The organism is Clostridium sp. AM28-20LB (genome assembly GCF_003480665.1).
Taxonomy (GTDB): domain Bacteria; phylum Bacillota; class Clostridia; order Lachnospirales; family Lachnospiraceae; genus Otoolea; species Otoolea fessa.
In genome coordinates this window covers 16,634-41,680 of record NZ_QUJN01000009.1, presented here as the reverse complement: position 1 = coordinate 41,680, position 25,047 = coordinate 16,634, and the positions used below count along the sequence as shown (strand labels likewise).

Below are 25,047 nucleotides of genomic sequence, written 5' to 3'. Positions count from 1 at the left end.
GTGTTCACATTATATCACGATTCGCATCTTCGATGCTTACCGCTGCTGACGCAGCTATCGTGATCACCATTCGCCGTTCGCCATAAATCTGCAAGCAGCTTTCTGGCCCACTTGCGCTCATTATATCATATTTTCCTGTATTCCAGTTCAGCTATTTCCAGCGTATTTTTCACAGAATATCTGTTCACAGATGTGTGCCCAAGTAACGGGATTTTGCCGATGCTTCGCATTTCAAATTGGAAAAATCTGCAACCAGAACTGTAGCGTTCGAAATTTTCAGTTCAGAAAATTTCTACCTGTGAATAGTTATGAATATGACATTTTATGTAAACAAAATTTCATTGAAAATCGATATTAAATTCATTATAATGTTCACGTATCAAAAAATCAATCGATGGGGAAAGAAATGCGCGATATGATAAAGAAGGAAAATAAGTTATGCTTTCAGCATCGTATGGAACGGAAGACAGAGAAATCTTTTCAGTTGTCGGCGGGCAGGCAGCGGCTGCTGGCGGAAACGATACGCGAACTGAAGCTGGAAGGGCGCTTAGACGAGGAGAAGCTGGCGATGCAGCATGGTACGACATCCATTTACCGCCACAGCCTCAATGTTGCCTACACAAGCCTTTGGATGATGGAACGGTGGCAGATTCGCTTGGAACCAAAATCACTTGTGAGAGGGGCACTGCTGCACGATTATTTTTTGTATGACTGGCATCAGAAGGATTCCTCGCACCGCCTGCACGGCTTCCGTCACCCGAAAACAGCGCTTGGAAATGCACAGAGAGATTACCATTTAAATTGGAAGGAAAAAAATATCATCGCACGTCATATGTTTCCGCTGATACCGGTGCCGCCTCAGTGCCGCGAGGCATGGATTGTGTGTCTGGCAGATAAATGGTGTGCTCTGGGGGAGACGGTGGAGCCGATGTTTCACGTGAAACATTTTAAATGAAATTTTTCTAAAAAAGTAGGAAATGAGTTTTAAGTGTGTTATACTATTAGGCAAGACAAGAACGGGAAAAAGCTGGAAATCGCTGTGCGGATGCCTGCGGGAAGGCTTTTTCCTGTCTTTCATGTGAGATAAAACCGAGGAAATGGAAGGAATACGGTATGGGACGAACGATTGCGATTGCAAATCAGAAGGGCGGCGTAGGTAAAACGACAACGGCGATCAACCTGTCGGCATGCCTGGCAGAGGCGGGACAGAGGGTTCTGACGATCGATTTTGATCCGCAGGGAAATGCAACCACTGGTTTGGGATTGGAAAAAGAACAGATTGAAGATACAGTCTATGAGCTGCTTTTGGGCGATTGCACACTGGAGGACTGTCTGATGCGCGATGTTCAGGAAAATCTGGATGTTCTTCCTTCGGATTCGAATCTGGCAGGAGCTGAGATTGAACTTCTGGATGTGGAAAATAAAGAGTCGGTGTTAAACGGTTATCTGGAGACAATCCGCGATCAGTATGATTTTATTATCATCGACTGCCCGCCGTCGCTGAGTCTTTTGACGATCAATGCGCTGGTAGCGGCAGATACGGTGCTGGTGCCAATCCAGTGCGAATATTATGCGCTGGAAGGACTGAGCCAGGTACTCCGGACGATCGGACTGGTCCGGAAAAAGATGAATCCGTCGCTGGAGCTGGAGGGCGTGGTATTTACCATGTATGATGCGAGAACGAATCTCTCCCTGCAGGTCGTAGAGAATGTAAAACAGAACTTAAATGAGCGGATTTACAAGACGATCATACCGAGAAATGTGCGACTGGCGGAGGCGCCGAGCCACGGAATGCCGATCAACCTGTACGACAGCCGTTCGACCGGTGCAGAGAGCTACCGTCTGCTGGCAGCAGAGGTGATCAGCCGGGGAGAAGAGCTGTAGGCAGGAAAATAACGGTGAAGTGAAATTCAGAAAGGATGCCTGCCGGGGGGCGTCGGGAGGTTCGTGAGGAGGAAGGAAATGTCAAAGAGAACGGGGCTTGGCAGAGGACTGGGAGCTTTTTTTGGAAATGATTACGAGGATGCAGAAGCGGGAAAAAGCAGCGCAAAGCCATCGGATGAAGCCGGAAAAAAGACTTCCGTTCGTGAGACGGAACAGGAGATAGAGAAAAAGAGCCTGGAAGAGCTGGATATGGTGCTTCCGGGATCTAAAAAACAGAAAAAATCGGCGTCTGCCGGAAAGACAGCTGCGAAAACAGTGGGAAAAGGCAGCCGTGTGGGAGTTGCAAAGGCATCCGGAAAGACGACGACAGAAGGAAAAACCCGCACAGCCGGGGAGACGGCGGCAAAATCGAAGACACAGACGGCAAAAGCGGAGCCGGTCGTAAAGATCGTCGAGGTGGAAAAAGAGAAATTTCTAAATATTTCGGAGATTGAGCCAAATGTTAGCCAGCCGCGTAAGATGTTTGATGAAGAACAGCTCGGAGAGCTGGCAGAATCCATCCGCCGTTACGGCGTGCTGCAGCCGCTTCTGGTTCAGAAAAAGGGCGATCGTTATGAGCTGATTGCCGGAGAGCGCCGGTGGAGAGCTGCCAAACTGGCAGGATTTCGGGAAGTTCCGGTGATCGTGCGCGAGTATACGAGACAGCAGACGATGGAGATCGCCCTGATCGAGAATGTACAGCGTGCAGATTTAAATCCGATTGAGGAGGCGAAAGCCTACCAGATGCTGATTCAGGAGTTTGGGCTGCGTCAGGAGGACGTGGCAGAGCGCGTAGCGAAGAACCGTGCGACGATCACGAACAGCATGCGTCTTTTGAAACTGGATGAGAGAGTGCAGGAGATGCTGATTCAGGATCGGCTTACCGGAGGTCATGCGAGAGCGCTTCTTTCGCTGGAAGATGGTGAAAAACAGTACCAGTTGGCGCTTAAAACAGTAGAAAATCATTTGAGCGTCCGCGAGGTCGAGCGTTTGGTGAAAGAGCTTTTGAAGCCGAAAAAGGTGAAAAAGAAAGCAGATCCGGAACGCGATATGGAGGTCTTTTTCAAGGATCTGGAAGAGAAGCTGAAAGGGGTCATGGGAACGAAGGTTTCGATCAACCGCAAGGATAAGAATAAAGGCAGAATCGAGATCGAATACTATTCATCAGCGGAACTGGAACGTCTGATTGAGCTTTTGGAGTCATTAAGACAGTAATCACACAAAATTCGTCCCAGGGGACGGATGATGGGAAATGAGGAATGAAAGATGGAGAGCAGTATTTTTAGCGGGATTGGCATCGATCCGGGGATTATCGTGATCGTTCTGGCGATCCTGACACTCATATCATTTATTGCGTCCGTCATCTGTTTTTCGCAGTATAGGAAGTTGTATCGCAGATATGATATGTTTATGCGGGGAAAAGATGCGGAGACGCTCGAAGACACGATCATGGAACTGGTGGATGAGACCGAGTATCTGCGGGCAAAGGACGGAGATACAAAACGCCTGGTGGATTCGGTTGTCTCCAAGGCGCAGGCTGGATACCAGAAAACCGGTATTGTCAAGTACAATGCGTTTAAGGGCATGGGCGGCAATCTGAGTTTTGTCATTGCCATGCTGGATGATAACAACACGGGATTTGTGCTGAATTCTGTTCACAGCCGTGAAGGCTGTTACCTGTATCTGAAGGATGTCGTAGAGGGCAAGACCGAGGTGCTTTTAGGAAGTGAAGAGAAGGAAGCACTGGAGCGTGCGCTTGGGTATAAGTAAGGAAAATAAAGGATAGAAATGAGGCGGCTGTATGTGTTGGCAGCAGCTGCGGATTGTAGTTAGAAGGAGTCAATATGCATCGTTTTTTGCGAGCTGCCGGATTTAGTATGTATCAGAAGAAGAAGGACATCCGTGCCTTGCTTCGCTGTCTGGCGAGAGAGGCGGGAACCTCCAGCTGTCTTCAGCTTGACAGGGAGACCGAATTATATGAGATCAAGACAGAAGTTGCGCCGGGGATCGGCGTGGCGATGTATGGGGAGCTGAATGAGCAGGATGAGATGGAGATAGAGTATTATTATCCCTATATCCTGAACGAGGAGGTAACCTCGCGGGCAGAATGTTCCATTCAGCGTCATACGGAGAAGGAAACCTATGCGGGGCTTCTGGATGAGTATAAGGTAGGGCTTTCGCTGATCTTTTATCTCTTGAATCCGATCGAATACAGGGAGTGTTACCGGAAAGAGCGCGAGCGCTTACAGGTGACTTCGGTCAGCCTGGCAGGATTTGCCAATCGGGGCAAGGTGCTTCTTCCGATCAAAAAGACGGCGCTGCAGATTGAAAAAGCCAAAGTGGCGGCGAAAAACCGGGATGAACTTTTGGAAGCGGCAAAAAATGGCGACGAGGATGCGATGGAGTCCTTAACAATCGAGGATCTGGATCTCTATTCGATGGCATCGCGCCGGGCGACGAGAGAGGATATTTATTCGATCGTCGATACAACTTTTATGCCAAGCGGGATCGAGTGCGATCAGTATTCGATTTTAGGCGAGATCAAAGAGGTTGTATGTAAGAAAAACCGGTTTACCGGCGAGGAAATCTATGATCTCAAGGTGGAATGCAACGAGCTGTATTTCCGCGTAGGTATCAATAAGATAGACCTGCTTGGAGAACCGCTTCCGGGACGTCGGTTTAAAGGAAAAATATGGATGATGGGAACGGCTCATTTTGCGTAAAGGTCTATAAAAAATCGTCGGTTCCAAAAGTGCCTACCCGTGAACAGTTACACAGAAATTACATACGGAGCAGGCAGGAAGAGAAAATAGTTGCGGAACACATGAAAATGAATTATAATAAAATGCAGTATGAAAATACGATATATGTTTCACGTGAAACATATAAATCTCTGTAGCTCAGTAGGATAGAGTATTCGCCTCCTAAGGTAGAACCATGGCGGAACCTTTTTGAAGAAAAAGGGTAGCGTTTGAGGGTCACTTAAGGAAGCGAAATCTGAAAAATTAGAAGAGATAAGAAAGAGATAATTCATCACGAAAGTGATTGAGTTCATAAAGTTGGTCGCCGTGACCGAAAAGGCTGAAAAAGCCCGAAAATACGGCATTTGTTCCCATAGTTAAATGGATATAACAAGCGCCTCCTAAGAATATGTTATAACGACCGCCTTTCGGGCAAAGGCGATTGACATTGAGTAAGTTTAAGACTAAAATTGAATAGATTTTAAAGATGTTTCCGTAGCTCAGCTGGATAGAGCGACCGCCTCCTAAGGTTGCGTTACAACGGCCACCTCAAAAAAAACTAAATAAGGGATTGCAGTTCGACTTTGATCGGGCTATAATCATATATCAGACACGTCCATATAGCTCAGCTGGATAGAGCACACGCCTCCTAAGCGTGGGGTCGGAGGTTCAAATCCTCTTATGGACGCCAGTGAACAACGCCGAAAGCCTTTGTTTTCAAGGGTTTTCGGCTTTTCTTATATAAAAAGCTACGAAAAAGCTCTTTCACTGTATGAGATAAAATTCTACTCCAAAATTTGATTTTTGACAACCCCTCCAGAATCGAACGGTTGTTATAAGACAAAATCGCCAGCTAATTTTTAGCAGAAAACGGGCTGTTCTTGCTAATGAAAATGCCCTTCCTGCTAATCAGCCCCAAAATCGTGCCAAAAATCCAGCTAATCAAAAAAGGCGGATGTTTTGAATACCATGCAGTTATAGCAGATAAAATTAAATATCGTTATGTACATAGAGCGTCTATTTGCCCCGCATTGGGGATGGATAGGCGCTCTTTTTTTATGCCCAAACCCATGGGCAAATACAAGAGATTGGAGGTGTTTTATTTGAGCAAGCCTGTTTATACCGCAGACAAGCCGAGCGACTGTCATTACTGCTACTTCTGGACGAATGGCAGAAAGGGCTGCCGTCTGGGTAGAAATAATTGCTACTACTTAATCTCTTTGCCGCCGAAACCCAAGTCGGAATGTGATGGCTGTCCCTATGGGCGAGATCACCCGTGCATTGGTTGGTGTACGAAGAAGGTTATGCGTGAAGTGGGGCTTCGTTGATATGGATGTGTATGAACAGGAATACCGCTTCTACTATTTTGCCCGATGTCCTTACGAAAAGACGGATACGACTTTCCGCAGCATTCCGCTGACAACAGAAAGTTTTCCGCAGAAAGAAGGTGGTGAAGCCGTGTGAGTTTTGATTATTTTTACGGTCAGCAATCCGATCTATTCACATTCTATCGAGTTCCGAAGGTGTTGTTCACGAACGAGAGGTTCTGGAATATTTCTGCCGATGCCAAGATGCTGTATGGCATTTTGCTTGACCGCATGAGCCTGTCTGCCAAGAATGGTTGGATAGATAAAAACGGTAGAGTGTATATCATTTTTACAATCGACGAAGCGAAGATGGCTCTGAACTGTGCTGAACAAAAGGCTATCAAGCTGCTCAGTGAACTTGAGAAGAAAGCAGGATTGATTGAACGTAAGCGCCAGGGTTTGGGAAAGCCCAACCTGATCTATGTGAAGAACTTTATCTCTGCTGTGGATTCACAACTCTTGAATTGTGAAAATCACAATTCTGGAACAATGGAAATCACAACTCAAGAACTTCCGAAATCACAATGTAATAATACTGATATTAAAAATACTGAATTTAGTGATACTGATTCTATCTTTCCTTCCGGAAATGGTGGAATGATGGACGAGAATGACCGGTATCAAGAATACTTTGATTATTTCTCGGATCAGCTCAGTATGGATTTGTTGAAGAAGGATTACCCTTACGATTCCGAAATGCTGGATAACATTCTGGAGTTGATCGTTGAAACAGTTTGCACGAAGCGACCGTTGATTCGCATTGGTGCAGAGGAGCGTCCGGCAGAAATTGTCCGCAGTCGGTTTATGAAACTGAATGCCGAACACATTCGATATGTTATGGACTGCTTCAAGGAGAACACCACAAAGATTAGAAATATCCGTCAGTATATGCTGACTACGATATACAATGCGCCGACGACAATAGACACCTACTACGATGCTCTTGTTCGGCACGATATGTCACACGGATATTTGGAAGGAGGATTTAAGAAATTGAAAATGAAGCGAGAGGAAGGAGAGTGACGATAAATGTCGAAAAAAGCAACCATCATTGCGGTGGTCAATCAGAAAGGAGGCACTGGAAAGACCACCACCACCGAGAATCTGGGCGTTGGCTTGGCTCTTGAAGGAAAAAAGGTGCTTCTGGTAGACACCGATCCCCAGGCTTCCCTGACGGTCAGTTTGGGCAATCCCTGCCCGGATGATCTGTCTCCGACACTTTCCGATCTGATGGGAAAGATTATGATGGAAAACCCTATTACTCCCGATGAAGGGATTCTTCATCATCCGGAGGGCGTTGATTTGGTGCCGTCCAACATCGAACTCTCAGGTATGGAGGTAGCACTGGTCAATGCCATGAGCCGGGAAACCATTCTCCGGCAATACCTGGATACAGTCAAACAGAATTATGATTACATTCTTCTTGACTGTATGCCGTCTTTGGGTATGCTGACCGTCAATGCGTTGGCAGCTGCCGACAATGTGCTGATACCGGTTCAGGCAGCATACCTTCCTGCAAAGGGTCTGGAACAGCTGCTTGGAACCATCAACAAGGTCAAGAGGCAAATCAACCCGAAACTGAGGATTGAAGGGATTCTTCTGACGATGGTGGACAGCCGCACCAACTACTCCAAAGACATCAGCAATCTGATTCGGGAGAGCTACGGCGGAAAGCTGAAGGTTTACAAGACCGACATTCCCCGCTCTGTCCGTGCAGAGGAAATCAGCGCAGAGGGAACCAGTATCTTCAAGCATGATCCCAAAGGCAAAGTTGCCGAAGCCTATAAAATTCTGACGAAGGAGGTGTTAAACAATGCAGAAAAAAGGCGCAAACATCAGCTTGAAGGGGTACGATGATATTTTCTCCACCGATCAATCCAGAGCTGAAGCCCAGCAGGAGCGTGTGCAGGAAATTCCGCTTTCTGAGCTACACCCCTTTGAGGGACACCCCTTCCGTGTGGTTGATGATGAAGAAATGATGAAAACGGCAGAGAGCGTCCGAGATTTCGGAGTTCTCACTCCTGCGATTGTCCGTCCTGACCCCGACGGTGGTTATGAAATCGTTTCTGGTCACAGGCGGCACCGGGCATCGGAGCTTGCGGGTAAGGAAACCATGCCTGCGATTGTTCGTGACCTGGACGATGATGCAGCCATTATTTTGATGGTTGATGCGAATTTGCAGAGGGAGAGTATCCTGCCGAGTGAAAGAGCATTTGCTTATAAGATGAAGCTGGATGCGATTAAACATCAAGGTCAACGCACCGATTTAACTTCATCCCAAGTTGGGATGAAGTTGCAGGCAATGGATATAGTCGGTCAGGAGGCAGGAGAAAGCAGAAATCAGGTACACCGTTATATCCGTCTGACCGAACTGATTCCGGAACTGCTGGATATGGTAGATACGGGTCAGATCAAATTCAATCCTGCGGTGGAGCTTTCCTATCTGGCAAGTGAAGAACAGAAGGATTTTCTTTCTGCAATGGATTATGCTCAAGCAGCTCCTTCCCTTTCGCAAGCACAGCGAATTAAAAAGCTCGCACAGGAGGGCGAGTGTACGCTGGATGCGATGTGCGAGATTATGAATGAAATCAAGAAGGGAGAGCTGGACAGAGTAACCTTCAAAACGGATTCGTTGCGAAAATACTTCCCGAAGTCCTATACCAACAAGCAGATGGAGGATAAAATCATTCAGCTTTTGGAGCAATGGCAGAAAAAAAGAGAAAAATCAATGGAAAGGTAAGGTAAAAAATGTTTACACCCAAAAACATTCAGGGCGCTTTGGAAGAACTCTACGACCTTTGCGATCCTGATTATATGGTAGATATGCTCGTAAACTACAGTGAGGAGTTCGATGATATTTCTCCTGCGCTTCTGGCAAAGTCGTTTCAGAAAAATGCCGAGATGATTAGCGAGTATCGAGTATTGTCCTCTGCTGGTGAGGGTATCGACTATCAGGGAAAGGTACTTCTGAACAGCAGAGCCGTGCGGCTTCTGTCCTATGTAGAAGATATGAGCGGCGATGAAAAAGTTCGCACGATTCAGAGCAAGGAGCTGTGGTTAGCAGAAGATATGACATTCTATGTGGTGTCCTGTATGTCTACGATCACGATGGACAAGGAAGAAGCCATTTGTCTTAACGAACACCGCAGCGTGGTTACTACGGTGGAATGCGAGGACGATATTTTCTTCGACATGGGTTCCCTGATTTGCGAACTGGACGATATTTGCTTGTTCGAGCTTTTAGCCGATGTGGATGCGACTATTTATGAACTGTAACAGGTTCATGGATGGTCGCTTTTCTTATTTCCAAAGAAACGGAGGTATCGAAACTTGAAAGAATACGATGTGAAGATCACCGAAACCTTGGAGAAAACGGTTACGGTGCAAGCAGAATCTCACGATGCGGCAGAGGAACAGGTTAGAGCCGCTTATTACAATTCGGAGTACATTCTGGACTCCGAAAACTTTACCGGTGTTGCGTTCGGCACGACCGAGGAACGGGAGGTTCAGAAAGAACAGGCAGATACCATGAATGTGTTGCTGGTAAAGCCGTTCATGTATCCGCAGGCTGTGCAGATCGGCTGTGAGCTGGAGGATTTGCAGAAAGCCGTAGGTGGCGATATTGAGGCAACTTATCCGTTCAATGAGCCGGTTGCACTGGTGATGCACGACGAAGGTAAACTCGTAGGCAAAGAACTGAACCGTGCGCTGCGTGATGATGACGGCGATATTTATGACATTATCGCCGGTGATTTTCTGGTTGTGGGATTGGGCGAGGATGATTTTTGTTCTCTGTCCCCGGAACTGATGAAGCAGTTTGAGGAACACTTTCATCAGCCTGAGACTTTTGTACGCATGGGGCGCAGCATTATGGCGCTTCCCCTGCCGGATGACATGGTGAAGAAAGAAGATGCACCTGTCAAAGCTGATTCGGTTCCCCACAAAAGTAACCCTGACCGAGATGTTCTGTAAGGAGGTTCTTATGCAAAGAAATTCGACGATTGGAGAGCTGATGGAGCGAAAGCGGATTCAGGATGGTGCCAAGGAGTACCAGGGACATACCTATATGGACTTGGCACGATTTGATGACGCCACCAAGCACATGATTATTTTCGATGTGCTGACCGATGAATCGCCTGTCGGTTGGAAAGGCGAAAGAAATCGCCTGTATTTGAGCGATGTGGGTTATCAGAAGGCTCTGGATAACCAGAAAGCTGGCAATATCAAGATTATCAGCCATGCCGCAGTTGCCAAGGGCAATCTGTATTACGACCACAGAGATATGGCACGATAATCTGTTCACTCTACTGCTTGCAGGAGGTGATGAATCATGCAGGAAGAAGTTGAAAACAGAACAGTAAACCTGGCGATCAGCACAACCAAGCTGACGGGGCGCACTATCATTGCCGGTATCCGCAAGTATTTGCAGCACCGGGAAAAAGTGAAGATGAAAAAGGCACGAGACCCTGCCGTTCATGGAAAGCAATCCGTGAAACAGCTTTTGGGACAGAATCAGGGTGCTACGAATGTTGAGATCGACAAAGAGAGTATCCGTGATTTTGAAAAGCTCGCCAAGAAGTATGGCGTGGACTTTGCCGTAAGAAAAGATAAGTCCGTTGATCCTCCCCGGTTTCTTGTTTTTGTCCGTTCTAAAGATGCAGATGCTTTGGATGCAATCTGCAAGGAACATCAGGCAAGGGCATTAACCAAGAATGAAAAGCCGAGCGTTCTGGCGCAGCTGAAGAAGTTCAAGGAAATTGTCGCAGCGATTCCGAAGAAGGTTCGAGAGAAGAAACAGGAGCGTGATCTGTGATGGATAAGAGAAAAATGAAAAAGCTCCTGATTCTGAATTTACCGTATTTTCTGGTAGGGTTGTTCGCTACGAATTTAGGAGAAGCATGGAGATTGGCTGAGGGGGCAGATTCATCTGCGAAAATCCTCAGCTTTTTTCATGCCCTTCCGATAGCCCTGAACAATCCGTTTCCCAGCTTTCACCCGTTGGATTTGCTGATTGGTATTCTCTGCGGCGCAGGACTTCGGCTGGCTGTCTATCTAAAAGGCAAAAACGCAAAGAAGTACCGACACAATGTTGAGTACGGTTCTGCTCGTTGGGGAACGGCAAAAGATATTGAGCCGTTTATTGCACCAAAGTTCGAGGACAATGTGATCCTGACGAAAACGGAGCGGCTGATGATGAGCAATCGCCCGAAGAATCCTGCCAATGCCCGAAATAAGAATGTTCTGATTATCGGCGGTTCGGGTTCCGGTAAAACTCGCTTTTGGTTGAAGCCAAACCTTCTCCAGATGCACAGTTCCTATGTGGTCACTGACCCGAAAGGCAGCATCGTGATTGAGTGCGGCAACGCCCTTTTGAAGCATGGCTACACCATCAAGATTTTCAACACCATCAACTTTCAGAAGTCGATGCACTATAACCCATTTGCCTATATCCATTCAGAAAAAGACATTCTGAAACTGGTGACAACGCTGATTGCCAACACAAAGGGTGATGGAAAAGCCGGTGATGAGTTCTGGACGAAGGCGGAAACGCTGCTCTACTGTGCCTTGATCGGATATATCCACTATGAAGCTCCGGTTGAGGAACAGAATTTCTCCACCCTGATTGAGTTCCTGAACGCAATGGAGGTGCGGGAAGATGATGAGGAGTTCCAGAACCCGGTGGATCTGATGTTTGAAGCCCTGGAAAAGAAAAAGCCGAATCACTTTGCAGTCCGTCAGTATAAAAAATACAAGCTGGCTGCCGGTGTTGTATGCTCTAAAAGACTTCTTAATCAAGCGGTTGGGAAGTCTCTTAGAACACACAACCTAAAACCGAAGAAAGGAGCGCAAGTTATGAGAAAAAACGAGAAAATCACAGCTCTTTACGAGCGATTGAGCCGTGATGACTTTGGCAAAGATGATGACCAGCAGCGTGAGAGCAATTCCATTTCCAATCAAAAGGCTATGTTGGAGGAGTTCGCCGCACGGCAGGGGTTTACGAACATTGTCCATTTCACGGACGATGGCATTAGTGGTACTTGCTTTGACCGTCCCGGATTTCTGGCAATGATGAAAGAAGTGGAAGCCGGGAATGTGGAGTACCTGTGTATCAAGGACATGAGCCGCATGGGTCGTGACTATCTGAAAGTCGGTCAGATTATGGAAATCCTGCGTCAGCGTGGCGTTCGCCTTATCGCCATCAATGACGGCGTGGACAGTGCCAGAGGGGACGATGATTTTACCCCTTTCCGCAACATTATGAACGAATACTACGCCAGAGACACCAGCCGTAAAATCCGTTCCACTTTCCAGTCCAAAGGCAAGTCCGGCAAGCACCTCACAGGCACGGTCATTTACGGCTATCTTTGGAACGAAGCCAGAGACCAATGGTTGGTTGACCCCGAAGCCGCCGAGGTGGTCAAGCGCATCTTTGCCATGACGATTGAGGGCTACGGTCCGTATCAGATCGCCAGCAAGCTGAAAGAAGAAAAAGTCCTCATTCCGTCCGCTTACCTTGCCCGGCACGGCGAGGGCGTGAACAAAAATAAGGCCTTCAAAGATGTGTACGGCTGGGGTTCTTCCACCATCTGCAACATTCTTGAAAAGCGTGAATATCTGGGACACACCATCAACTTCAAGACCCGAAAGCACTTCAAGGACAAGAAAAGCCATTATGTCCCGGAGGACGAATGGACAATTTTCGAGAATACCCATGAGCCTATCATTGACCAGCAGACCTTTGACCTTGTGCAGAAAATCCGTGGGAATGTCAGACGCTACCCAGACGGCTGGGGCGAAGCAGCTCCCCTCACGGGCTTGCTCTATTGCGCCGATTGCGGTGGCAAGATGTATGTCCACCGCACCAACAACGGCAAGCGTATTTCTCAATATACCTGTTCCCAATACAGCAAAGTCCCAGTTGGAAAGCTCTGCACGACACAGCACCGTATCAATGAAGATGTGGTACTGTCCCTTGTCTCTGAAATGCTGAAAGCCATTGCCGAGTATGCGAAGCATGACCGAGCCGAGTTTGTCCGTGTGGTGCAGGAAGCGCAGTCCAGCCAGCAGACGGCAGAGGTCAAGAAACAGCGGACACGCCTTGCCACCGCAAAGCAGAGAGTTTCCGAGCTGGAAGTCCTGCTCTGCAAAATCTATGAGGACAACATTTTAGGAAAGCTGTCCGACAGCAGATACGCCACTCTGGACGCTCAATACGAAAAGGAACAGTCCGAGCTTACCGTTGAAATCTCCGATCTGGAAAAGGCTATCAAGAGCTACGAGAAGCACGAAAAGGACGCTGACCGTTTTATCGCTCTGATTGACAAGTATGAGAACTTCGACAAGCTGACGATTGCCATGCTCAATGAGTTTATTGAGAAAATCCTTGTGCATGAGCGTGACCGCAAGGGCAGTATTCAGACCACACAGGAGGTCGAGATTTACTTCAATTTCGTGGGTCGTTTCGTTCCCCCTGCGTTTGGCGAAGTGGAGCTTACCCCGGAGGAATTAGAGGAAATCCGCAAGCGTGAGGAACGCAAGGACAGGCTCCACCAGAACTACTTGAAGCGGAAAGCCAATGGTAAACAGAAAGAGTATGAGGAGCGCACGAAAGCCAAGAAAAAAGCGGAGATTGAAGCCAGAAAACAGGCAATCCGCACCGAGGATATTGCCAGAGGGGTATTTATCCCGGTGAGCAGTTTGCCGCAGCTGGGACCGAGAAAGGGAGCGTGATTTTATGAAAGAGTTGAAACCGAGAATCCATGAGAACGGTATGGACTATGTGTTGGTGGGCGACTACTATGTGCCGGACTTGAAGCTGCCGGAGGAACGCCGACCTATTGGGCATTGGGGACGCTTGCACCAGTCCTATCTGAAATTGCACCGTCCCATGCTTTACAACGAGCTAATTTTGTCCGGCAGCCTCCACACCGTCGTTGCCGATCTGAACGAGCAGGCGGCAGACAGGCTGGACTTGATTATCCGGCAGATGATGAAAGCCGAGGGCGTGACCGAAGCCATGAAAGCGGAAAATCAGATGTTATGGGTGCAGTCAATGAACTCCATCCGCTGCCGGGCAGAGGAAATCATCAAGACGGAACTAATCTACTGTTGAGAGAGGTAAAGCTATGATTTTGGAAGCCATGTATAATGGGGAGTTTTATCCCTGCGAGACAGTTGTACCTACATCACCGGAATACCGAAAGGCAGTCATAGCCTGTGAAAAGCTCATGGAGCAGTTGTCCCAGCGGCTCAGCAAAGAGGACTATGAGCTGGTGCAGGAACTCCGGGCGCAGACAGCAATCGCCCAATGTGAAGAAAGTGAAAGTCACTTCAAGTATGGCTTTTCCGCTGGGCTGATGTTCAGCAGGAAGCCCATGAACAAGTGCAGCAGAAGAAAGAAAAATGGATGAAGAAAGCCGCCTGAGCAGAAAGAAACTGTTCGGGCGGTTTCAGCATTCGCCAGTAGATTTATTCACACTCTTGTGATAAAATTTACTACAATCAAGAGCGTGATAGCACTAATTTTATGGGGGGATGCTTAATGAATAGAATTTTGAAAAAATTTTTACAGCGGGGTGTCGATTTAAGTCCTGTGGGAGTTGAACTCCGTGAGGATAATACAAATTATTTTTGTACCCCAAAAGGGGCATCGGTTTTTGGATGGGCAGGGATAGATGGTATCCACTTCTGTTTCATTCGTGGATTTGGAGAGATGGTTTTCTCTGTCAGCCCCATGAATACTTCTCCTGATTATGTTCATCCAGTAGCTGAAAATTTTACCGACTTTCTGCGGCTTATACTGGCTTGTGGTGATGTGGCGGCAGTGGAACAAGCGTGGATGTGGAACGAAGCACAGTTTGAAGCCTTTCTCAATGAAAACCCTACAACCCAGGAACAACAGCAAACTTTATCGGAAATTTCAGAGAAGATGAATTTGTTGCCTATGGAACAACCGTGGACATATATCAAAAACCTGCAATCTTCCTTTGATTACAGTCAGATTAAATACACAGAAGATTATTACGATAATGATATGACTTCAGAAGCAGAATTGGTTGCCCCTGAATGGAAGGTCTACTTTGATGGAGATTTCTGGGGACATCGAGGTAAAGACCGTGCCGGAAAAGAGATCAAGCTGGATAAACAATTCGATTGGGCTGGATATCATTGGGTAATTCCGGCAGCTTATTCATGTAGCAAAGGACTTGTCGTTGATTTTTGTATGCGAGTTGATTCAGAAAGCATCCGTGACTTCATGAAAAAATGGAATCTGGACTGGGAAAATGACTCATGTGAAAATTTTACCCGTGAGCAACAGATGCAGATGGAATGGGAAAACCCACTTTGTTTTAACTTCAAACCTTGCTTGAAGTTAAACGAGAAAATATTACAGACAACCCATGGCTGCGCTGTGAGCTTTAATCCTTGTCTGCCAGATGGCGTTATCAATGAGTTGGAAGCAAAATGGGCAATCGACCATTATGGGCTGGATAGTACTTATGGCTGGGTCATATGCAGAGACGTATTTCCTTGGGGAACCAAGCATCACCCTGAAATCAATAAACTTTTTCTTACAATGGAGCAGCAACCAGGACAAGTTCCAGGCTCACATTTCAAAGTTCACGCACCCGGAGATTCATTTATGTTTTCCCATCCTGTTAGCGGAATAACCCATACACTGACCGTGCAGGAAATAGAACAGCAGACAGTTCCTCAAAATAGTTTTGGTTCTGATCGCTGGATTTATCCGACACATTATATTGCCATGAGTTATACACTTACCCCTGAACCGATGGAGAACATTTCGGTTTTTGACTGTGATGAAGGCGATAGACCGATAGAAGTTACACCAGACGATCATTCGTTCCGTCCAGTTGGCAGTAGTTCCTGTTTTGTTGTTGGTGTTATTGGTGGTGCAGATGGTCCGACAGCAGTTATATATGGAACAAATTCACAAGAAAAACTTCATGCTGCTTGTTCTGCTCTGCACTTTGAACCGGTTGGTGATGATGTCGAGTGGCGTATCGTGTTCAATGTTACGCAGTTTGACAAAGAAACATTCCCAATTATCTAAAAATACCCTTAGAACTCTAAGGGCGCACTTCTATACTCTCTGTCGAGAGTAGTGCGTCCTGCGGAGCTTCATTCTCCGTCAGCAGAAGAAAACTGCATGACCGAGAATGTTGCGTCACTTCGTTCCGTCAAGGTGGCTACACCCCCTTGCGCCGCTAAAGCGGCTATCCCCTGTGGACTTGCCGTCCGCAAACGGTTTTGACAAACCGTTCGCCGCCAGCAAGTTTGAAAATCAAGAATCTTAATTTGATAAAGGAGTGTGATTCTATGAAAAAGAAATTACCCATAATCCTCTTGGGTGTTATTTTGGCTTGTGTGTTGGTTTTCGGTTTCCTTTATGCAAACAATGACATTGGTAAAACCGCAAACAGTTTAGAAGCAGACATTCGCCAATCTCAAAAAATTTTGGATGATTGGATTGTTGATGGAAGCATTTCCGACACAATGGCTGCATTTATTTCTTACCCACAGGACAAGACAGACCACACTTTTTCTGTCTATGTAAATCGCCCTGGCTTGTCTTTTGGATATTTCTTCCGTGGTGGTGGAGATATAGTTGAGGTTGATGATTACATTGCAGAGTTTGTTGTTGAGGGAAATAACGAAAGGGCATTTATCTCAATGAATACCCAAAATATTGTTCGACTTGAAGTAGATGATGGCAACGGCATTCAGGTGATTGATATTGATAGTGGCAAGCCTTTCGCCATTGTCCTGCCCCTCAATGTAGGAAACATCTGTTTCTATGATACGAATGGAAATGTTGTGGAATATCTTCGCCAACAACTTTGACCAACTTCAATTTACCGAACTGAACACAACAACTGAATACCGAAAAACTGACCGTTGACTGGTCGCAATCTGCGAAAAGTTGACGGTCTTTTTTTATCCCCATTTTCAAAAAAGGAGGTCACGAAAAATGGCAAAACCGAAAAACCTTGAACAGCTCCGAGCCGAAAAGGAACAGGTCGAGACACAGCTTGCACAGGAACAGCACAAGCTGGAGCGTCTGGAGAACAGAAAGAAGTATCTGGAGAAAGGCGAGAGACAAAAGCGCACCCACCGTCTTTGCAATCTGGGCGGCACGATTGAGAGCCTTGCCCCGGAGGTCAAAGATCTCACACGCACCGAAATGACAGAGCTGATGGAACAAATCTTTTCTTTGTCCGAAGTCCAGCGAGCCGTCCGTCACATGACGATTACCCACATCAGCCAAGCAAACAGAGAAAAGGAGTTGAGAGCCGATGGCACTATTTCATCTGAGCGTCACGCAGACTAAGCGAAGCGCAGGACAGTCCGCTATCGCTTCTGCTGCCTACCGAGCCGGGGAGCGATTGTATAGCGAGTATTACGGCGAATACAGCGACTACACCCGCAAGGGCGGCGTGATCTGCTCTGACATTCTCTTGCCGTCCCATGCACCGCCAGAATACGCAGACCGCCAAACCCTATGGAACGCCGTGGAAAAAGCCGAGCGTGGAAAGAACGCCCAGCTTGCATACAGCTTTGACATTGCCTTGCAGAATGAATTTTCCCTTGAGGAAAACATCGCTCTTGCAAGGCAATTTTTATTGGAGAACTTTGTGAGCCGGGGCATGGTGGTTGACTTCGCCGTACACCAGCCAGACCGGGAGGACGGCGGCATACCCAATCCGCATTTTCATGTGCTTTGCCCCATCCGCCCCATCGAGCAGAACGGCAAATGGGGACTAAAGCAACGCCGGGTGTACGAGCTGGACGAGGACGGCAACCGTATTCGAGACGCAAACGGAAAGTTTGTGTTCAACGCCGTTCCCACTACCGACTGGGGCAGTCCCGAAACGCTGGAACATTGGCGTCAGACATGGGCGGAACTATGCAACGCCAAGTTTGCGGAAAAAGGTCTTGATGTTCGTATCGACCACCGAAGCTATGAGCGTCAGGGCGTAGAGCTTCTTCCCACCGTCCATGAGGGCGCAACCGTCCGGGCGATGGAGAAGAAAGGCATACGCACCGAAAAGGGCGAGTTCAACCGCTGGATCAAGGCAACCAATGCCGTTATCCGAGACATCAAGAAGAAAATCGCTCTCCTGTTCGATTGGATTGCCGAAGCAAAAGCGGAGCTTGCCAAGCCGCAGGCACCCGACCTTGTTTCTCTGCTGAACGCCTATTACACCCAGCGCAAAGCCGGGGCTTATTCCCAGAAAGGCAAAATCAGCAACCTAAAGGAGATGAACGAGACTTTCAATTATCTCCGGGCAAACGGCATTTACACCCTTGAAGATTTGGAAAGCCATGTCAATGAACACAGCTCCACCACAGAGAGCTTGAAGAAAACGCTGGACGGGCAGACCGCACGAATGAAAGAAATCAAGCGGCTTTATGACTACTCCGCTACCTTCCAGAGCTTGAAGCCTGTCTGTGACGGCTTGCAGAAAATCAAGTTTGAGAAGTCCAGAGCCAAGTACAAGGCAGAACACGCCGACGAGCTGAAAATGTTCTACACCGCCAGACGCAAGCTGACCGAGGAGTTCCCGGACGGCAAGGTGGATATGAAAAAGCTGTCCGACGAGTATGACGAGCTGGAACAGGCGCACAACACCACCTATGGCGAGTTTAAGACCGTCAGAGACGATTTACACCGCCTTTGGAAGGTCAAGTCATGTGTAGATACTGCCGCCCGATTTAACGAGCGCACAGAGGAACAAAAACTCCAAAATCGACCCCAAACACGACAGAAAAAGGAGGAACTATCCCGATGAATTACACCCAAGCACAGATTGACCGGGCAAACGCCGTCAGTCTGGAAGATTTTCTCCGCACACAGGGAGAGACACTTATCAAAAGCGGACGAGAATACCGCTGGAAAGAACATGACAGCCTGACCGTCCGGGGAAACAAGTGGTTTCGACACAGCCAGAGCAAGGGCGGCTATCCCATTGATTTTGTCATGGAGTTTTACGGAAAGTCCTTTCCCGAAGCCGTCCAGCTCCTGACCGGCGAAAGCGGCGAGGGGCAGACCGAAGCCACCACAGCACCGCCCACAGCGTTCCACTTGCCCTTGCACAACAGAACAGCCGACAGAGCAATTCAATATCTTTGCGAAAGCCGAGGTCTCAACAAAACGCTTGTTGAGACTTTTCTTCTTTCCGGGGATATTTACGAGGACGCAAAGCGGCACAATGTTGTGTTTGTCGGCAGAGACCGAAGCGGTACGCCGAGATACGCCCATGTGCGAGGAACGGCAGACCCATTCAGACAGGACATTGCCGGGGCTGACAAGTCCTATCCGTTCCGCTATGAGGGAAACGGCAATCAGCTCTTTGTCTTTGAAGCACCGATTGACCTGTTATCATTCATCTGCCTTTATCCGCAGGACTGGCAGAAAAGAAATTATCTTGCCCTGGGCGGCGTTTCGGGCAAGGCTCTTGACCGTTTTCTTTCTGAACGCAAGGACACCCAAAAAGTGTTCCTCTGCCTTGACAGCGACACCGCAGGAAGCGAAGCCTGTACCCGACTGGCACAGTCCATTCCCAGCGAGATCGCCGTCATTCGCCTTGTCCCGGCAAGGAAAGACTGGAACGATGTTCTCCGTCGGCAAAAGGACATTCCGAGCCACAAATTCATAGCCGAAACAATCACGCTGCGAGAGCTGCCCACCGCCCAGCCTGTTCCCATGCTCCGCATGGCAGATGTGGAGCTGACGAGCGTGGAATGGCTATGGTTTCCCTATATCCCCTTTGGAAAGCTGACCATCATACAGGGCAACCCCGGCGAGGGCAAGACCTACTTTGCCATGCGTCTTGCGGCGGCTTGCACCAACCGAAAGCCCTTACCCGGTATGGAGACACTTGAGCCTTTCAATATCATCTATCAGACCGCCGAGGACGGTCTGGGCGATACCGTTAAGCCCCGGCTGATGGAAGCTGACGCAGACCTTGAACGAGTGCTTGTTATTGACGATAGAGACACGCCGCTGACCCTTGCTGATGAGCGCATCGCAAGAGCAATCCGAGAGAACAACGCAAGGCTGGTTATCATTGACCCGATGCAGGCGTTTCTGGGCGCAGATGTGGACATGAACCGGGCAAATGAAGTCCGTCCCATCTTCCGTAGTCTGGGAGACATTGCACAGGCTACCGGATGCGCTATCGTGCTGATCGGACACCTGAACAAAGCCGCAGGAACGCAAAGCACCTATCGGGGATTAGGGTCTATCGACATTACGGCGGCAGTCCGCAGTCTGCTTTTTATCGGCAAGCTGAAGGACAGCCCCACAACGAGGGTGCTTATCCATGAGAAAAGCTCCCTTGCGCCGCCCGGACAGTCCCTTGCCTTTTCTCTGGGAGACGAGAAAGGCTTTGAATGGATAGGAGCTTATGACATTACCGCTGACGAGCTTCTTGCTGGGACAGACACCGCCAAGACCGAGAGCAAGACCGCACAAGCGCAAATGCTCATTCTGGAACTGCTGGCAGATGGAAAGCGTATGCCAAGTGCAGAGCTGGAAAAGACGGTCAATGAGCGTGGGATTTCCTCACGCACCATGAGAACGGCAAAGAGCCGTATCGGGGACAGGCTTGTGACCGAGAAAGACGGCACAGTATGGGTCTGCTATCTCCGAGACTGACAACAGGAACACGGCAAGCGTGGCAAAGACGGCAAGGTTTTTATAGATACCTTAATGTTGCCGCCTTGCCTTGTTCCCTCATACCGACATCGCCCGATGATGAACAGTCACCGGGCATTTTTCATTTACAGGAGGATTTTGAATGAACAATACCGCAACCAACACCGCCCCTTGCCCGACTGTCAGAAAGCAGATCGGAAAGACAACCTATATCGTCCGTGTGCATTTCAGCCAGACCGCAAAAGAGACGATGGAGGACAAAATCAAGCGTCTGCTCCGTGAGGAAGTCCGCAAAATGTAACTTCTTTTTGAATTTGATGAAAAAGTCCTTGACTTTTCGTCTCTGGCAAGACCGCTAAGTCGATTTTGATTTCCTGCGGCGCTCGTCTGGCTCCTTTTGATATTCAGGAGGTCAGAGATGTGACTGCCTATGACGAGTTGCAGTTGGATACTCTCGGAGATAAGAAAACGGCGCTCTTTCTGATTATGTCAGATACGGATGCGACGTTTAATTTTTTGATCTCCATGATTTACACACAGCTGTTCAACTTGTTGTGCGAGAAAGCAGATGATGTGTACGGCGGCAGACTGCCGGTTCATGTGCGCTGCTTGATTGATGAGATGGCAAACATCGGTCAGATTCCCAATCTGGAAAAACTGGTAGCGACAATCCGAAGCCGTGAAATATCGGCTTGCCTTGTTCTCCAGGCACAATCACAGCTGAAAGCCATTTATAAAGACAATGCCGATACCATCATCGGCAACATGGATTCCCGAATTTTCCTGGGTGGTTCTGAGCCAACCACGCTCAAAGAACTGAATCAGGCATTGGGAAAAGAAACTATCGACACCTACAACACCTCCAACACCAGAGGTAACAGCCCGTCTTACGGCTTGAATTATCAGAAGTTAGGCAAAGACCTTGCGAGCGTAGATGAGCTTGCGGTTCTGGATGGCAGCAAGTGTATTTTGCAGTTGCGTGGTGTCAGACCGTTTCTTTCTGACAAGTACGATCTGACGCAGCACCCCAATTATAAGTACACATCAGACTTTGATAAGAGAAATGAGTTCAACATTGAGCAGTTTCTGAGTCGAAGGTTGAAGCTCAAGGCAGGTGATGAGTTTGTGGTAGTCGATGCGGATTAAGGAGGTTTCTGTTTGGAAAATCTGAAAACGGTATCTGCCCTGGTTAAGAACATCTTGGAACACGACCACAAGGCAAGAAATACCGACAATCATTTGTACCTGATGGTACTGGAACACTATTCCGGTCTGCGTGGCATCGACATTCATGCCATGACGGTTCCTGTGTTTTTGAAGGAACTGGATAGACGCAGCTTTCCGGGGTTTGAAACTGTCCGCAGAAGCAGACAGAAAGTGCAGGCAACCTACCCTGACCTTGCTCCCAGTGAAGCCGTAGGCAAGCGCAGAGCAAAAAATGAGGTTGTATATCGAGAATTTGCAGAAAGCGAGGTGTAAAAAAAATGACTTGGTGGATCACGGATACCTCTATTGGGCAGCGATTGAAGTTCGTTAGACGATTTCGCCGCCTTACCCAGAAAGAGCTTGGACTCCTGATGGGGTATTCCGAGAAAACAGCGGATGTCCGTATTGCTCAGTATGAGAAAAACGCTCGAACCCCTAATGCAGAAACCACAGCGAAACTCGCAGAGGTTCTGAAGGTTTCACCTGTCGTTTTTTCACCGACAATCTGTGCTTCTCGTGAAGATTTGTTGCAGTCAATGTATTGGCTGTTTCTTATGAAAGGTGGTGGTGATATATATGATTGTGAAACTGAATATGCAAGAAGCAGAATGGAACAGAAACTTGGCGTGATAACCGTCGAGGAGTTCCTTGAAAAGATTCTCGTAAACTAAGCCTTCCGTCCGGTTTTGATGCCGGTAGTACGGAGGGCTTTTTCTATTCTCAAAACAATTTCAAATTTTAGGAGGAAAATATTATGGCATTTTTCAATAGCGCAGTAACCGTTCTTCAGACTCTCGTTATCGCTCTGGGCGCAGGTCTTGGCATCTGGGGTGCAATCAATCTGCTTGAGGGCTACGGCAACGATAACCCCGGCGCAAATGCTCATGTGCCATAAAGTAACACACAAGAATTTGATAGACAGCAGCCCATTATTCCGATATTGCCTTACGCACGCATCTTGTAACTTTTTCGTTAAGACTATTGACTCTGATACCTCGAAAGAGATATAATATAGTTGCTACTTAGCAAGCCTAAGTAGCGAAACTAAAGAGAGGCGACGATATGAATAACAAATATGTCCAGCAATTCAAAAAAGGCTCTCTGGAAATGATACTCTTATGCCTAATCGGACGCAAGGAAACTTATGGATATGAAATTATAACCGAATTGAACAATAGTGCGTCTGTTTTGGGATATGCGAAAGAGGGAACCATTTACCCTATTCTGTATCGTTTACAGGAAGCAGAACTAATCAAATGCCGATTGGCTCCGGCTGCGGCAAATGGCGGCTCAAAAAAGTATTATTCTTTAACTGATAAAGGCAGGAATGTACTTGATGAACTAATCTTATTTTGGTCAAGCTATGAAAACTGCGTAAACGGCTTTATAGAAAGTTATCAACAAGCGAGGGTGTCCAAATGAAAGAACAATATATCAAACAGGTTGAAAAGGAACTATCTTTACCACGCAAAATGAAAAAAGAGGTTGTGCGTGACTTGAATGAAGTTTTTGCGTCTGCTATGGAGCATGGAGAAACAGAGCAACAGGTTATCCAACGTTTGGGCACACCAAAAGAATTTGCAGACAGCACCGCAGAACAGTTTGGCATTGATAACACCACATTGAAAAAAAGGAACGGTATCATTTCTACTCTTGTTGCGCTTGTTATCGCGGTTGCTGCCTTTTCGGTATATGCTGTTGCACAATCAGGAAAAGTACCAGAAGGAGCAATCGGACAGGCAGACGCGACAACAAATATACAGATTGAGGGCGCATTTGCCTTTGATGTTTCACAAATCCTTTTGACTATTGGGTTTGTAGCAACGGCTATTGCTGTTTTGTTAATTATTAGAACCATACACAAAAACAGGAGGTAACCAATGAAGAAGTATATTTCTGTATTCGCAATCATGCTTATGATTTTTTTGGCTGCGTGTTCTAATCAAAATATCTCATCTGCACCAACCAGCAATGAGAGCAATACACAATCTAACAGTGTTACAAAATTGGAAGAGGGCGTTTGGCCTGCGAATGAGTACACGGAGGGGCTTCCTGTTCCGCCTGGTACGGTTGCATGGGCTACACTTGATACAGAACATGGGAATTGCAGTATCAACCTTACCGGCGTTAGCGAAAACGACTATAACGAGTACATGGAGATTTTGAACCAAGAAGGCTTTTCCGTAATTGAAAATGTGTCAGAGGAAATCGAGGGAGAAAACTATGTTTCTATCGGAACACTTTTGTCAAATGAAGAAAAGTGGATAAGCATCAGCTATGTTCCAGACAGTTTCGGTATCTACATTTCTTTTGTCAACAACTGAATGAACATAACGAAATAGCAAAGCCAGTCGAGCCAGTCAACGGTTAAGATGAACGGCGCATACGCGCCGCCGTTGACAGCCCCGCCCGCCTTTGCTGGCAGGCAATCAAGGGGTGGACAGCAAGGAGTGCTGCCCGCCCCGTACTATTATTCAGAGAGGGGGAATTTCCATGACCGAGATTGAAGCCTATCAAGAGTATATCCGGTGCAAGCACAACGCCTTTTGTAAAGCCGTTATTCGGTATGCCGCCATCGGGAAAATCATACGGCTGCGGCAGAAATGGGAACGGGAAATTTCCCTTGACTATCTGACAAATGAGAAGTTTGTCCAGTTTGCCGAGCCGGAGCCGGACGAAGAACACCCCTTTATCGTCTGCGGCCAGACCGTCCTGCTCTGCAACGTCACCCTTGCCGCTGCACTCTCGACTTTGCCGGAACAAGCGCAGGAAGAAATCTTCCGCTACTATTTCCTGCACCAGCCGCAGCGCGTGATCGGTGCGTACTTTGGTCAAACACGCAGCACAGCGGGGCGGCATATCCAACTTGCCTTGCAGCGGTTACGGGAGGAAATGGAGGTGAGCCGCCATGAGTAGGCTACTTCCCTATGAAACCATTGTCAAAGCCCATGAAGGCGACCCGGAAGCCGTGGACGCAGTTCTTTCCCACTATGCCGGATATATCCGATACTTTTCCAAAATGAACGGGCAAGTCAATGCCGAAGTTGAGGACTATGTGAAAGAACGGTTGATTGCCTGTCTGCTCAAATTCCAATTTGACTACCCGCCGGACGAGCCATAAAAACTG

General features: G+C 47.6%; 29 protein-coding genes, 1 tRNA gene and 2 pseudogenes. All 32 read left to right on the top strand.

What is annotated here, in order from left to right:
* Positions 1-415 precede the first annotated feature (415 nt).
* The 32 genes and pseudogenes from DW739_RS13720 to DW739_RS13560 all read left to right on the top strand — a co-directional run bounded on the left by DW739_RS13720 (position 416) and on the right by DW739_RS13560 (position 25,041).
* On the top strand, positions 416-955 hold the full coding sequence (locus tag DW739_RS13720; protein WP_243023785.1) for an HD domain-containing protein: 540 nt from the start codon (positions 416-418) through the stop codon (positions 953-955).
* Positions 956-1,113: 158 nt separating this feature from the next.
* Positions 1,114-1,884: an AAA family ATPase gene (locus tag DW739_RS13715; RefSeq protein WP_107000951.1), complete on the top strand. Its 771-nt coding sequence runs from the start codon at positions 1,114-1,116 to the stop codon at positions 1,882-1,884.
* 78 nt (positions 1,885-1,962) lie between these two features.
* Complete coding sequence (locus tag DW739_RS13710) at positions 1,963-3,138, top strand: ParB/RepB/Spo0J family partition protein (protein ID WP_118743222.1); 1,176 nt, start codon at positions 1,963-1,965, stop codon at positions 3,136-3,138.
* Positions 3,139-3,189: 51 nt separating this feature from the next.
* Positions 3,190-3,693: a DUF4446 family protein gene (locus tag DW739_RS13705; RefSeq protein WP_117796781.1), complete on the top strand. Its 504-nt coding sequence runs from the start codon at positions 3,190-3,192 to the stop codon at positions 3,691-3,693.
* Positions 3,694-3,767: 74 nt separating this feature from the next.
* Positions 3,768-4,646, top strand: coding sequence for a DUF3881 family protein (locus tag DW739_RS13700; protein ID WP_118743221.1), 879 nt, complete (start codon positions 3,768-3,770; stop codon positions 4,644-4,646).
* Positions 4,647-5,278: 632 nt separating this feature from the next.
* Positions 5,279-5,355, top strand: a tRNA-Arg gene (locus DW739_RS13695).
* A 569-nt stretch (positions 5,356-5,924) separates the two neighbouring features.
* On the top strand, positions 5,925-6,128 hold the full coding sequence (locus DW739_RS13685) for a hypothetical protein (RefSeq protein ID WP_223385014.1): 204 nt from the start codon (positions 5,925-5,927) through the stop codon (positions 6,126-6,128).
* Positions 6,125-7,054, top strand: a complete 930-nt coding sequence (locus DW739_RS13680) for a DUF6017 domain-containing protein (RefSeq protein WP_002304312.1) — start codon at positions 6,125-6,127, stop codon at positions 7,052-7,054. The genes DW739_RS13685 and DW739_RS13680 overlap by 4 nt, the downstream gene beginning before the upstream one ends.
* Before the next feature lie 6 nt (positions 7,055-7,060).
* Positions 7,061-7,888: a ParA family protein gene (locus DW739_RS13675; RefSeq protein WP_002304313.1), complete on the top strand. Its 828-nt coding sequence runs from the start codon at positions 7,061-7,063 to the stop codon at positions 7,886-7,888.
* Complete coding sequence (locus DW739_RS13670) at positions 7,845-8,771, top strand: ParB/RepB/Spo0J family partition protein (protein ID WP_002304314.1); 927 nt, start codon at positions 7,845-7,847, stop codon at positions 8,769-8,771. Before DW739_RS13675 ends, DW739_RS13670 begins: the two co-directional genes overlap by 44 nt.
* An 8-nt stretch (positions 8,772-8,779) precedes the next feature.
* Positions 8,780-9,307: a hypothetical protein gene (locus DW739_RS13665; protein WP_002304315.1), complete on the top strand. Its 528-nt coding sequence runs from the start codon at positions 8,780-8,782 to the stop codon at positions 9,305-9,307.
* Between the two features lie 54 nt (positions 9,308-9,361).
* Positions 9,362-10,003, top strand: coding sequence for a DUF3846 domain-containing protein (locus DW739_RS13660; protein ID WP_002588969.1), 642 nt, complete (start codon positions 9,362-9,364; stop codon positions 10,001-10,003).
* A gap of 10 nt (positions 10,004-10,013) precedes the next feature.
* A complete protein-coding gene (locus tag DW739_RS13655; protein WP_002304317.1) occupies positions 10,014-10,325 on the top strand; it encodes a DUF5720 family protein in 312 nt (103 codons plus the stop codon).
* A gap of 36 nt (positions 10,326-10,361) precedes the next feature.
* Positions 10,362-10,844 carry a PcfB family protein gene (locus DW739_RS13650; RefSeq protein WP_002304320.1) on the top strand — a complete coding sequence of 161 codons (483 nt, stop codon included), beginning with the start codon at positions 10,362-10,364 and terminating at the stop codon, positions 10,842-10,844.
* A complete protein-coding gene (locus DW739_RS13645; RefSeq protein WP_118743220.1) occupies positions 10,844-13,762 on the top strand; it encodes a DUF4368 domain-containing protein in 2,919 nt (972 codons plus the stop codon). Before DW739_RS13650 ends, DW739_RS13645 begins: the two co-directional genes overlap by 1 nt.
* A 4-nt stretch (positions 13,763-13,766) precedes the next feature.
* A complete protein-coding gene (locus DW739_RS13640; RefSeq protein ID WP_021630767.1) occupies positions 13,767-14,144 on the top strand; it encodes a TnpV protein in 378 nt (125 codons plus the stop codon).
* A 13-nt stretch (positions 14,145-14,157) separates the two neighbouring features.
* Positions 14,158-14,442, top strand: a complete 285-nt coding sequence (locus tag DW739_RS13635) for a DUF6809 family protein (protein WP_021630766.1) — start codon at positions 14,158-14,160, stop codon at positions 14,440-14,442.
* A gap of 131 nt (positions 14,443-14,573) precedes the next feature.
* Positions 14,574-16,106, top strand: coding sequence for a hypothetical protein (locus DW739_RS13630; protein WP_015573038.1), 1,533 nt, complete (start codon positions 14,574-14,576; stop codon positions 16,104-16,106).
* Between the two features lie 266 nt (positions 16,107-16,372).
* A complete protein-coding gene (locus DW739_RS13625) occupies positions 16,373-16,897 on the top strand; it encodes a hypothetical protein (protein WP_015516227.1) in 525 nt (174 codons plus the stop codon).
* Positions 16,898-17,024: 127 nt separating this feature from the next.
* On the top strand, positions 17,025-17,384 hold the full coding sequence (locus tag DW739_RS13620; RefSeq protein WP_118296913.1) for a DUF3847 domain-containing protein: 360 nt from the start codon (positions 17,025-17,027) through the stop codon (positions 17,382-17,384).
* Positions 17,350-18,846: a MobQ family relaxase gene (mobQ, locus tag DW739_RS13615; protein WP_118743219.1), complete on the top strand. Its 1,497-nt coding sequence runs from the start codon at positions 17,350-17,352 to the stop codon at positions 18,844-18,846. The genes DW739_RS13620 and mobQ overlap by 35 nt, the downstream gene beginning before the upstream one ends.
* Positions 18,843-20,714: an AAA family ATPase gene (locus tag DW739_RS13610; protein WP_118743218.1), complete on the top strand. Its 1,872-nt coding sequence runs from the start codon at positions 18,843-18,845 to the stop codon at positions 20,712-20,714. Before mobQ ends, DW739_RS13610 begins: the two co-directional genes overlap by 4 nt.
* A gap of 142 nt (positions 20,715-20,856) precedes the next feature.
* Complete coding sequence (locus tag DW739_RS13605) at positions 20,857-21,015, top strand: transposon-encoded TnpW family protein (RefSeq protein WP_009243220.1); 159 nt, start codon at positions 20,857-20,859, stop codon at positions 21,013-21,015.
* Positions 21,016-21,056: 41 nt separating this feature from the next.
* Positions 21,057-21,860, top strand: a pseudogene (locus DW739_RS13600) (TraG/TraD/VirD4 family protein); the annotation flags it as partial.
* Between the two features lie 12 nt (positions 21,861-21,872).
* Positions 21,873-22,193 carry a hypothetical protein gene (locus DW739_RS13595; protein WP_002304332.1) on the top strand — a complete coding sequence of 107 codons (321 nt, stop codon included), beginning with the start codon at positions 21,873-21,875 and terminating at the stop codon, positions 22,191-22,193.
* 5 nt (positions 22,194-22,198) lie between these two features.
* The gene (locus DW739_RS13590) at positions 22,199-22,591 is read left to right on the top strand and encodes a helix-turn-helix transcriptional regulator (protein WP_002304334.1); all 393 of its coding nucleotides are present in this window, start codon (positions 22,199-22,201) and stop codon (positions 22,589-22,591) included.
* A gap of 83 nt (positions 22,592-22,674) precedes the next feature.
* Positions 22,675-22,803, top strand: a pseudogene (locus tag DW739_RS13585) (Maff2 family protein); the annotation flags it as partial.
* 179 nt (positions 22,804-22,982) lie between these two features.
* Positions 22,983-23,342, top strand: a complete 360-nt coding sequence (locus tag DW739_RS13580; RefSeq protein WP_015534245.1) for a PadR family transcriptional regulator — start codon at positions 22,983-22,985, stop codon at positions 23,340-23,342.
* Positions 23,339-23,797 carry a DUF1700 domain-containing protein gene (locus DW739_RS13575; RefSeq protein WP_117946835.1) on the top strand — a complete coding sequence of 153 codons (459 nt, stop codon included), beginning with the start codon at positions 23,339-23,341 and terminating at the stop codon, positions 23,795-23,797. Before DW739_RS13580 ends, DW739_RS13575 begins: the two co-directional genes overlap by 4 nt.
* Before the next feature lie 3 nt (positions 23,798-23,800).
* Positions 23,801-24,244: a DUF6591 domain-containing protein gene (locus DW739_RS13570; RefSeq protein WP_117946834.1), complete on the top strand. Its 444-nt coding sequence runs from the start codon at positions 23,801-23,803 to the stop codon at positions 24,242-24,244.
* Between the two features lie 169 nt (positions 24,245-24,413).
* Positions 24,414-24,836 (top strand): sigma-70 family RNA polymerase sigma factor, encoded by a 423-nt coding sequence (locus tag DW739_RS13565; protein WP_117946833.1) that lies wholly within the window; start codon positions 24,414-24,416, stop codon positions 24,834-24,836.
* Entirely contained in the window at positions 24,829-25,041 is a 213-nt protein-coding gene (locus DW739_RS13560; RefSeq protein WP_117946832.1) for a helix-turn-helix domain-containing protein, read from the top strand. Before DW739_RS13565 ends, DW739_RS13560 begins: the two co-directional genes overlap by 8 nt.
* Positions 25,042-25,047 lie beyond the last annotated feature (6 nt).

Excerpts from the sequence above, each read along its gene's own strand:
- DW739_RS13720 (WP_243023785.1), top strand. The coding sequence starts at position 416 with ATGATAAAGAAGGAAAATAAGTTATGCTTTCAGCATCGTATGGAACGG.
- DW739_RS13715 (WP_107000951.1), top strand. The coding sequence starts at position 1,114 with ATGGGACGAACGATTGCGATTGCAAATCAGAAGGGCGGCGTAGGTAAA.
- DW739_RS13710 (WP_118743222.1), top strand. The coding sequence starts at position 1,963 with ATGTCAAAGAGAACGGGGCTTGGCAGAGGACTGGGAGCTTTTTTTGGA.
- DW739_RS13705 (WP_117796781.1), top strand. The coding sequence starts at position 3,190 with ATGGAGAGCAGTATTTTTAGCGGGATTGGCATCGATCCGGGGATTATC.
- DW739_RS13700 (WP_118743221.1), top strand. The coding sequence starts at position 3,768 with ATGCATCGTTTTTTGCGAGCTGCCGGATTTAGTATGTATCAGAAGAAG.
- DW739_RS13685 (WP_223385014.1), top strand. The coding sequence starts at position 5,925 with ATGGGCGAGATCACCCGTGCATTGGTTGGTGTACGAAGAAGGTTATGC.
- DW739_RS13675 (WP_002304313.1), top strand. The coding sequence starts at position 7,061 with ATGTCGAAAAAAGCAACCATCATTGCGGTGGTCAATCAGAAAGGAGGC.
- DW739_RS13670 (WP_002304314.1), top strand. The coding sequence starts at position 7,845 with ATGCAGAAAAAAGGCGCAAACATCAGCTTGAAGGGGTACGATGATATT.
- DW739_RS13665 (WP_002304315.1), top strand. The coding sequence starts at position 8,780 with ATGTTTACACCCAAAAACATTCAGGGCGCTTTGGAAGAACTCTACGAC.
- DW739_RS13655 (WP_002304317.1), top strand. The coding sequence starts at position 10,014 with ATGCAAAGAAATTCGACGATTGGAGAGCTGATGGAGCGAAAGCGGATT.
- DW739_RS13650 (WP_002304320.1), top strand. The coding sequence starts at position 10,362 with ATGCAGGAAGAAGTTGAAAACAGAACAGTAAACCTGGCGATCAGCACA.
- DW739_RS13645 (WP_118743220.1), top strand. The coding sequence starts at position 10,844 with ATGGATAAGAGAAAAATGAAAAAGCTCCTGATTCTGAATTTACCGTAT.
- DW739_RS13640 (WP_021630767.1), top strand. The coding sequence starts at position 13,767 with ATGAAAGAGTTGAAACCGAGAATCCATGAGAACGGTATGGACTATGTG.
- DW739_RS13635 (WP_021630766.1), top strand. The coding sequence starts at position 14,158 with ATGATTTTGGAAGCCATGTATAATGGGGAGTTTTATCCCTGCGAGACA.
- DW739_RS13630 (WP_015573038.1), top strand. The coding sequence starts at position 14,574 with ATGAATAGAATTTTGAAAAAATTTTTACAGCGGGGTGTCGATTTAAGT.
- DW739_RS13625 (WP_015516227.1), top strand. The coding sequence starts at position 16,373 with ATGAAAAAGAAATTACCCATAATCCTCTTGGGTGTTATTTTGGCTTGT.
- DW739_RS13620 (WP_118296913.1), top strand. The coding sequence starts at position 17,025 with ATGGCAAAACCGAAAAACCTTGAACAGCTCCGAGCCGAAAAGGAACAG.
- mobQ (WP_118743219.1), top strand. The coding sequence starts at position 17,350 with ATGGCACTATTTCATCTGAGCGTCACGCAGACTAAGCGAAGCGCAGGA.
- DW739_RS13610 (WP_118743218.1), top strand. The coding sequence starts at position 18,843 with ATGAATTACACCCAAGCACAGATTGACCGGGCAAACGCCGTCAGTCTG.
- DW739_RS13605 (WP_009243220.1), top strand. The coding sequence starts at position 20,857 with ATGAACAATACCGCAACCAACACCGCCCCTTGCCCGACTGTCAGAAAG.
- DW739_RS13590 (WP_002304334.1), top strand. The coding sequence starts at position 22,199 with ATGACTTGGTGGATCACGGATACCTCTATTGGGCAGCGATTGAAGTTC.
- DW739_RS13580 (WP_015534245.1), top strand. The coding sequence starts at position 22,983 with ATGAATAACAAATATGTCCAGCAATTCAAAAAAGGCTCTCTGGAAATG.
- DW739_RS13575 (WP_117946835.1), top strand. The coding sequence starts at position 23,339 with ATGAAAGAACAATATATCAAACAGGTTGAAAAGGAACTATCTTTACCA.
- DW739_RS13570 (WP_117946834.1), top strand. The coding sequence starts at position 23,801 with ATGAAGAAGTATATTTCTGTATTCGCAATCATGCTTATGATTTTTTTG.
- DW739_RS13565 (WP_117946833.1), top strand. The coding sequence starts at position 24,414 with ATGACCGAGATTGAAGCCTATCAAGAGTATATCCGGTGCAAGCACAAC.
- DW739_RS13560 (WP_117946832.1), top strand. The coding sequence starts at position 24,829 with ATGAGTAGGCTACTTCCCTATGAAACCATTGTCAAAGCCCATGAAGGC.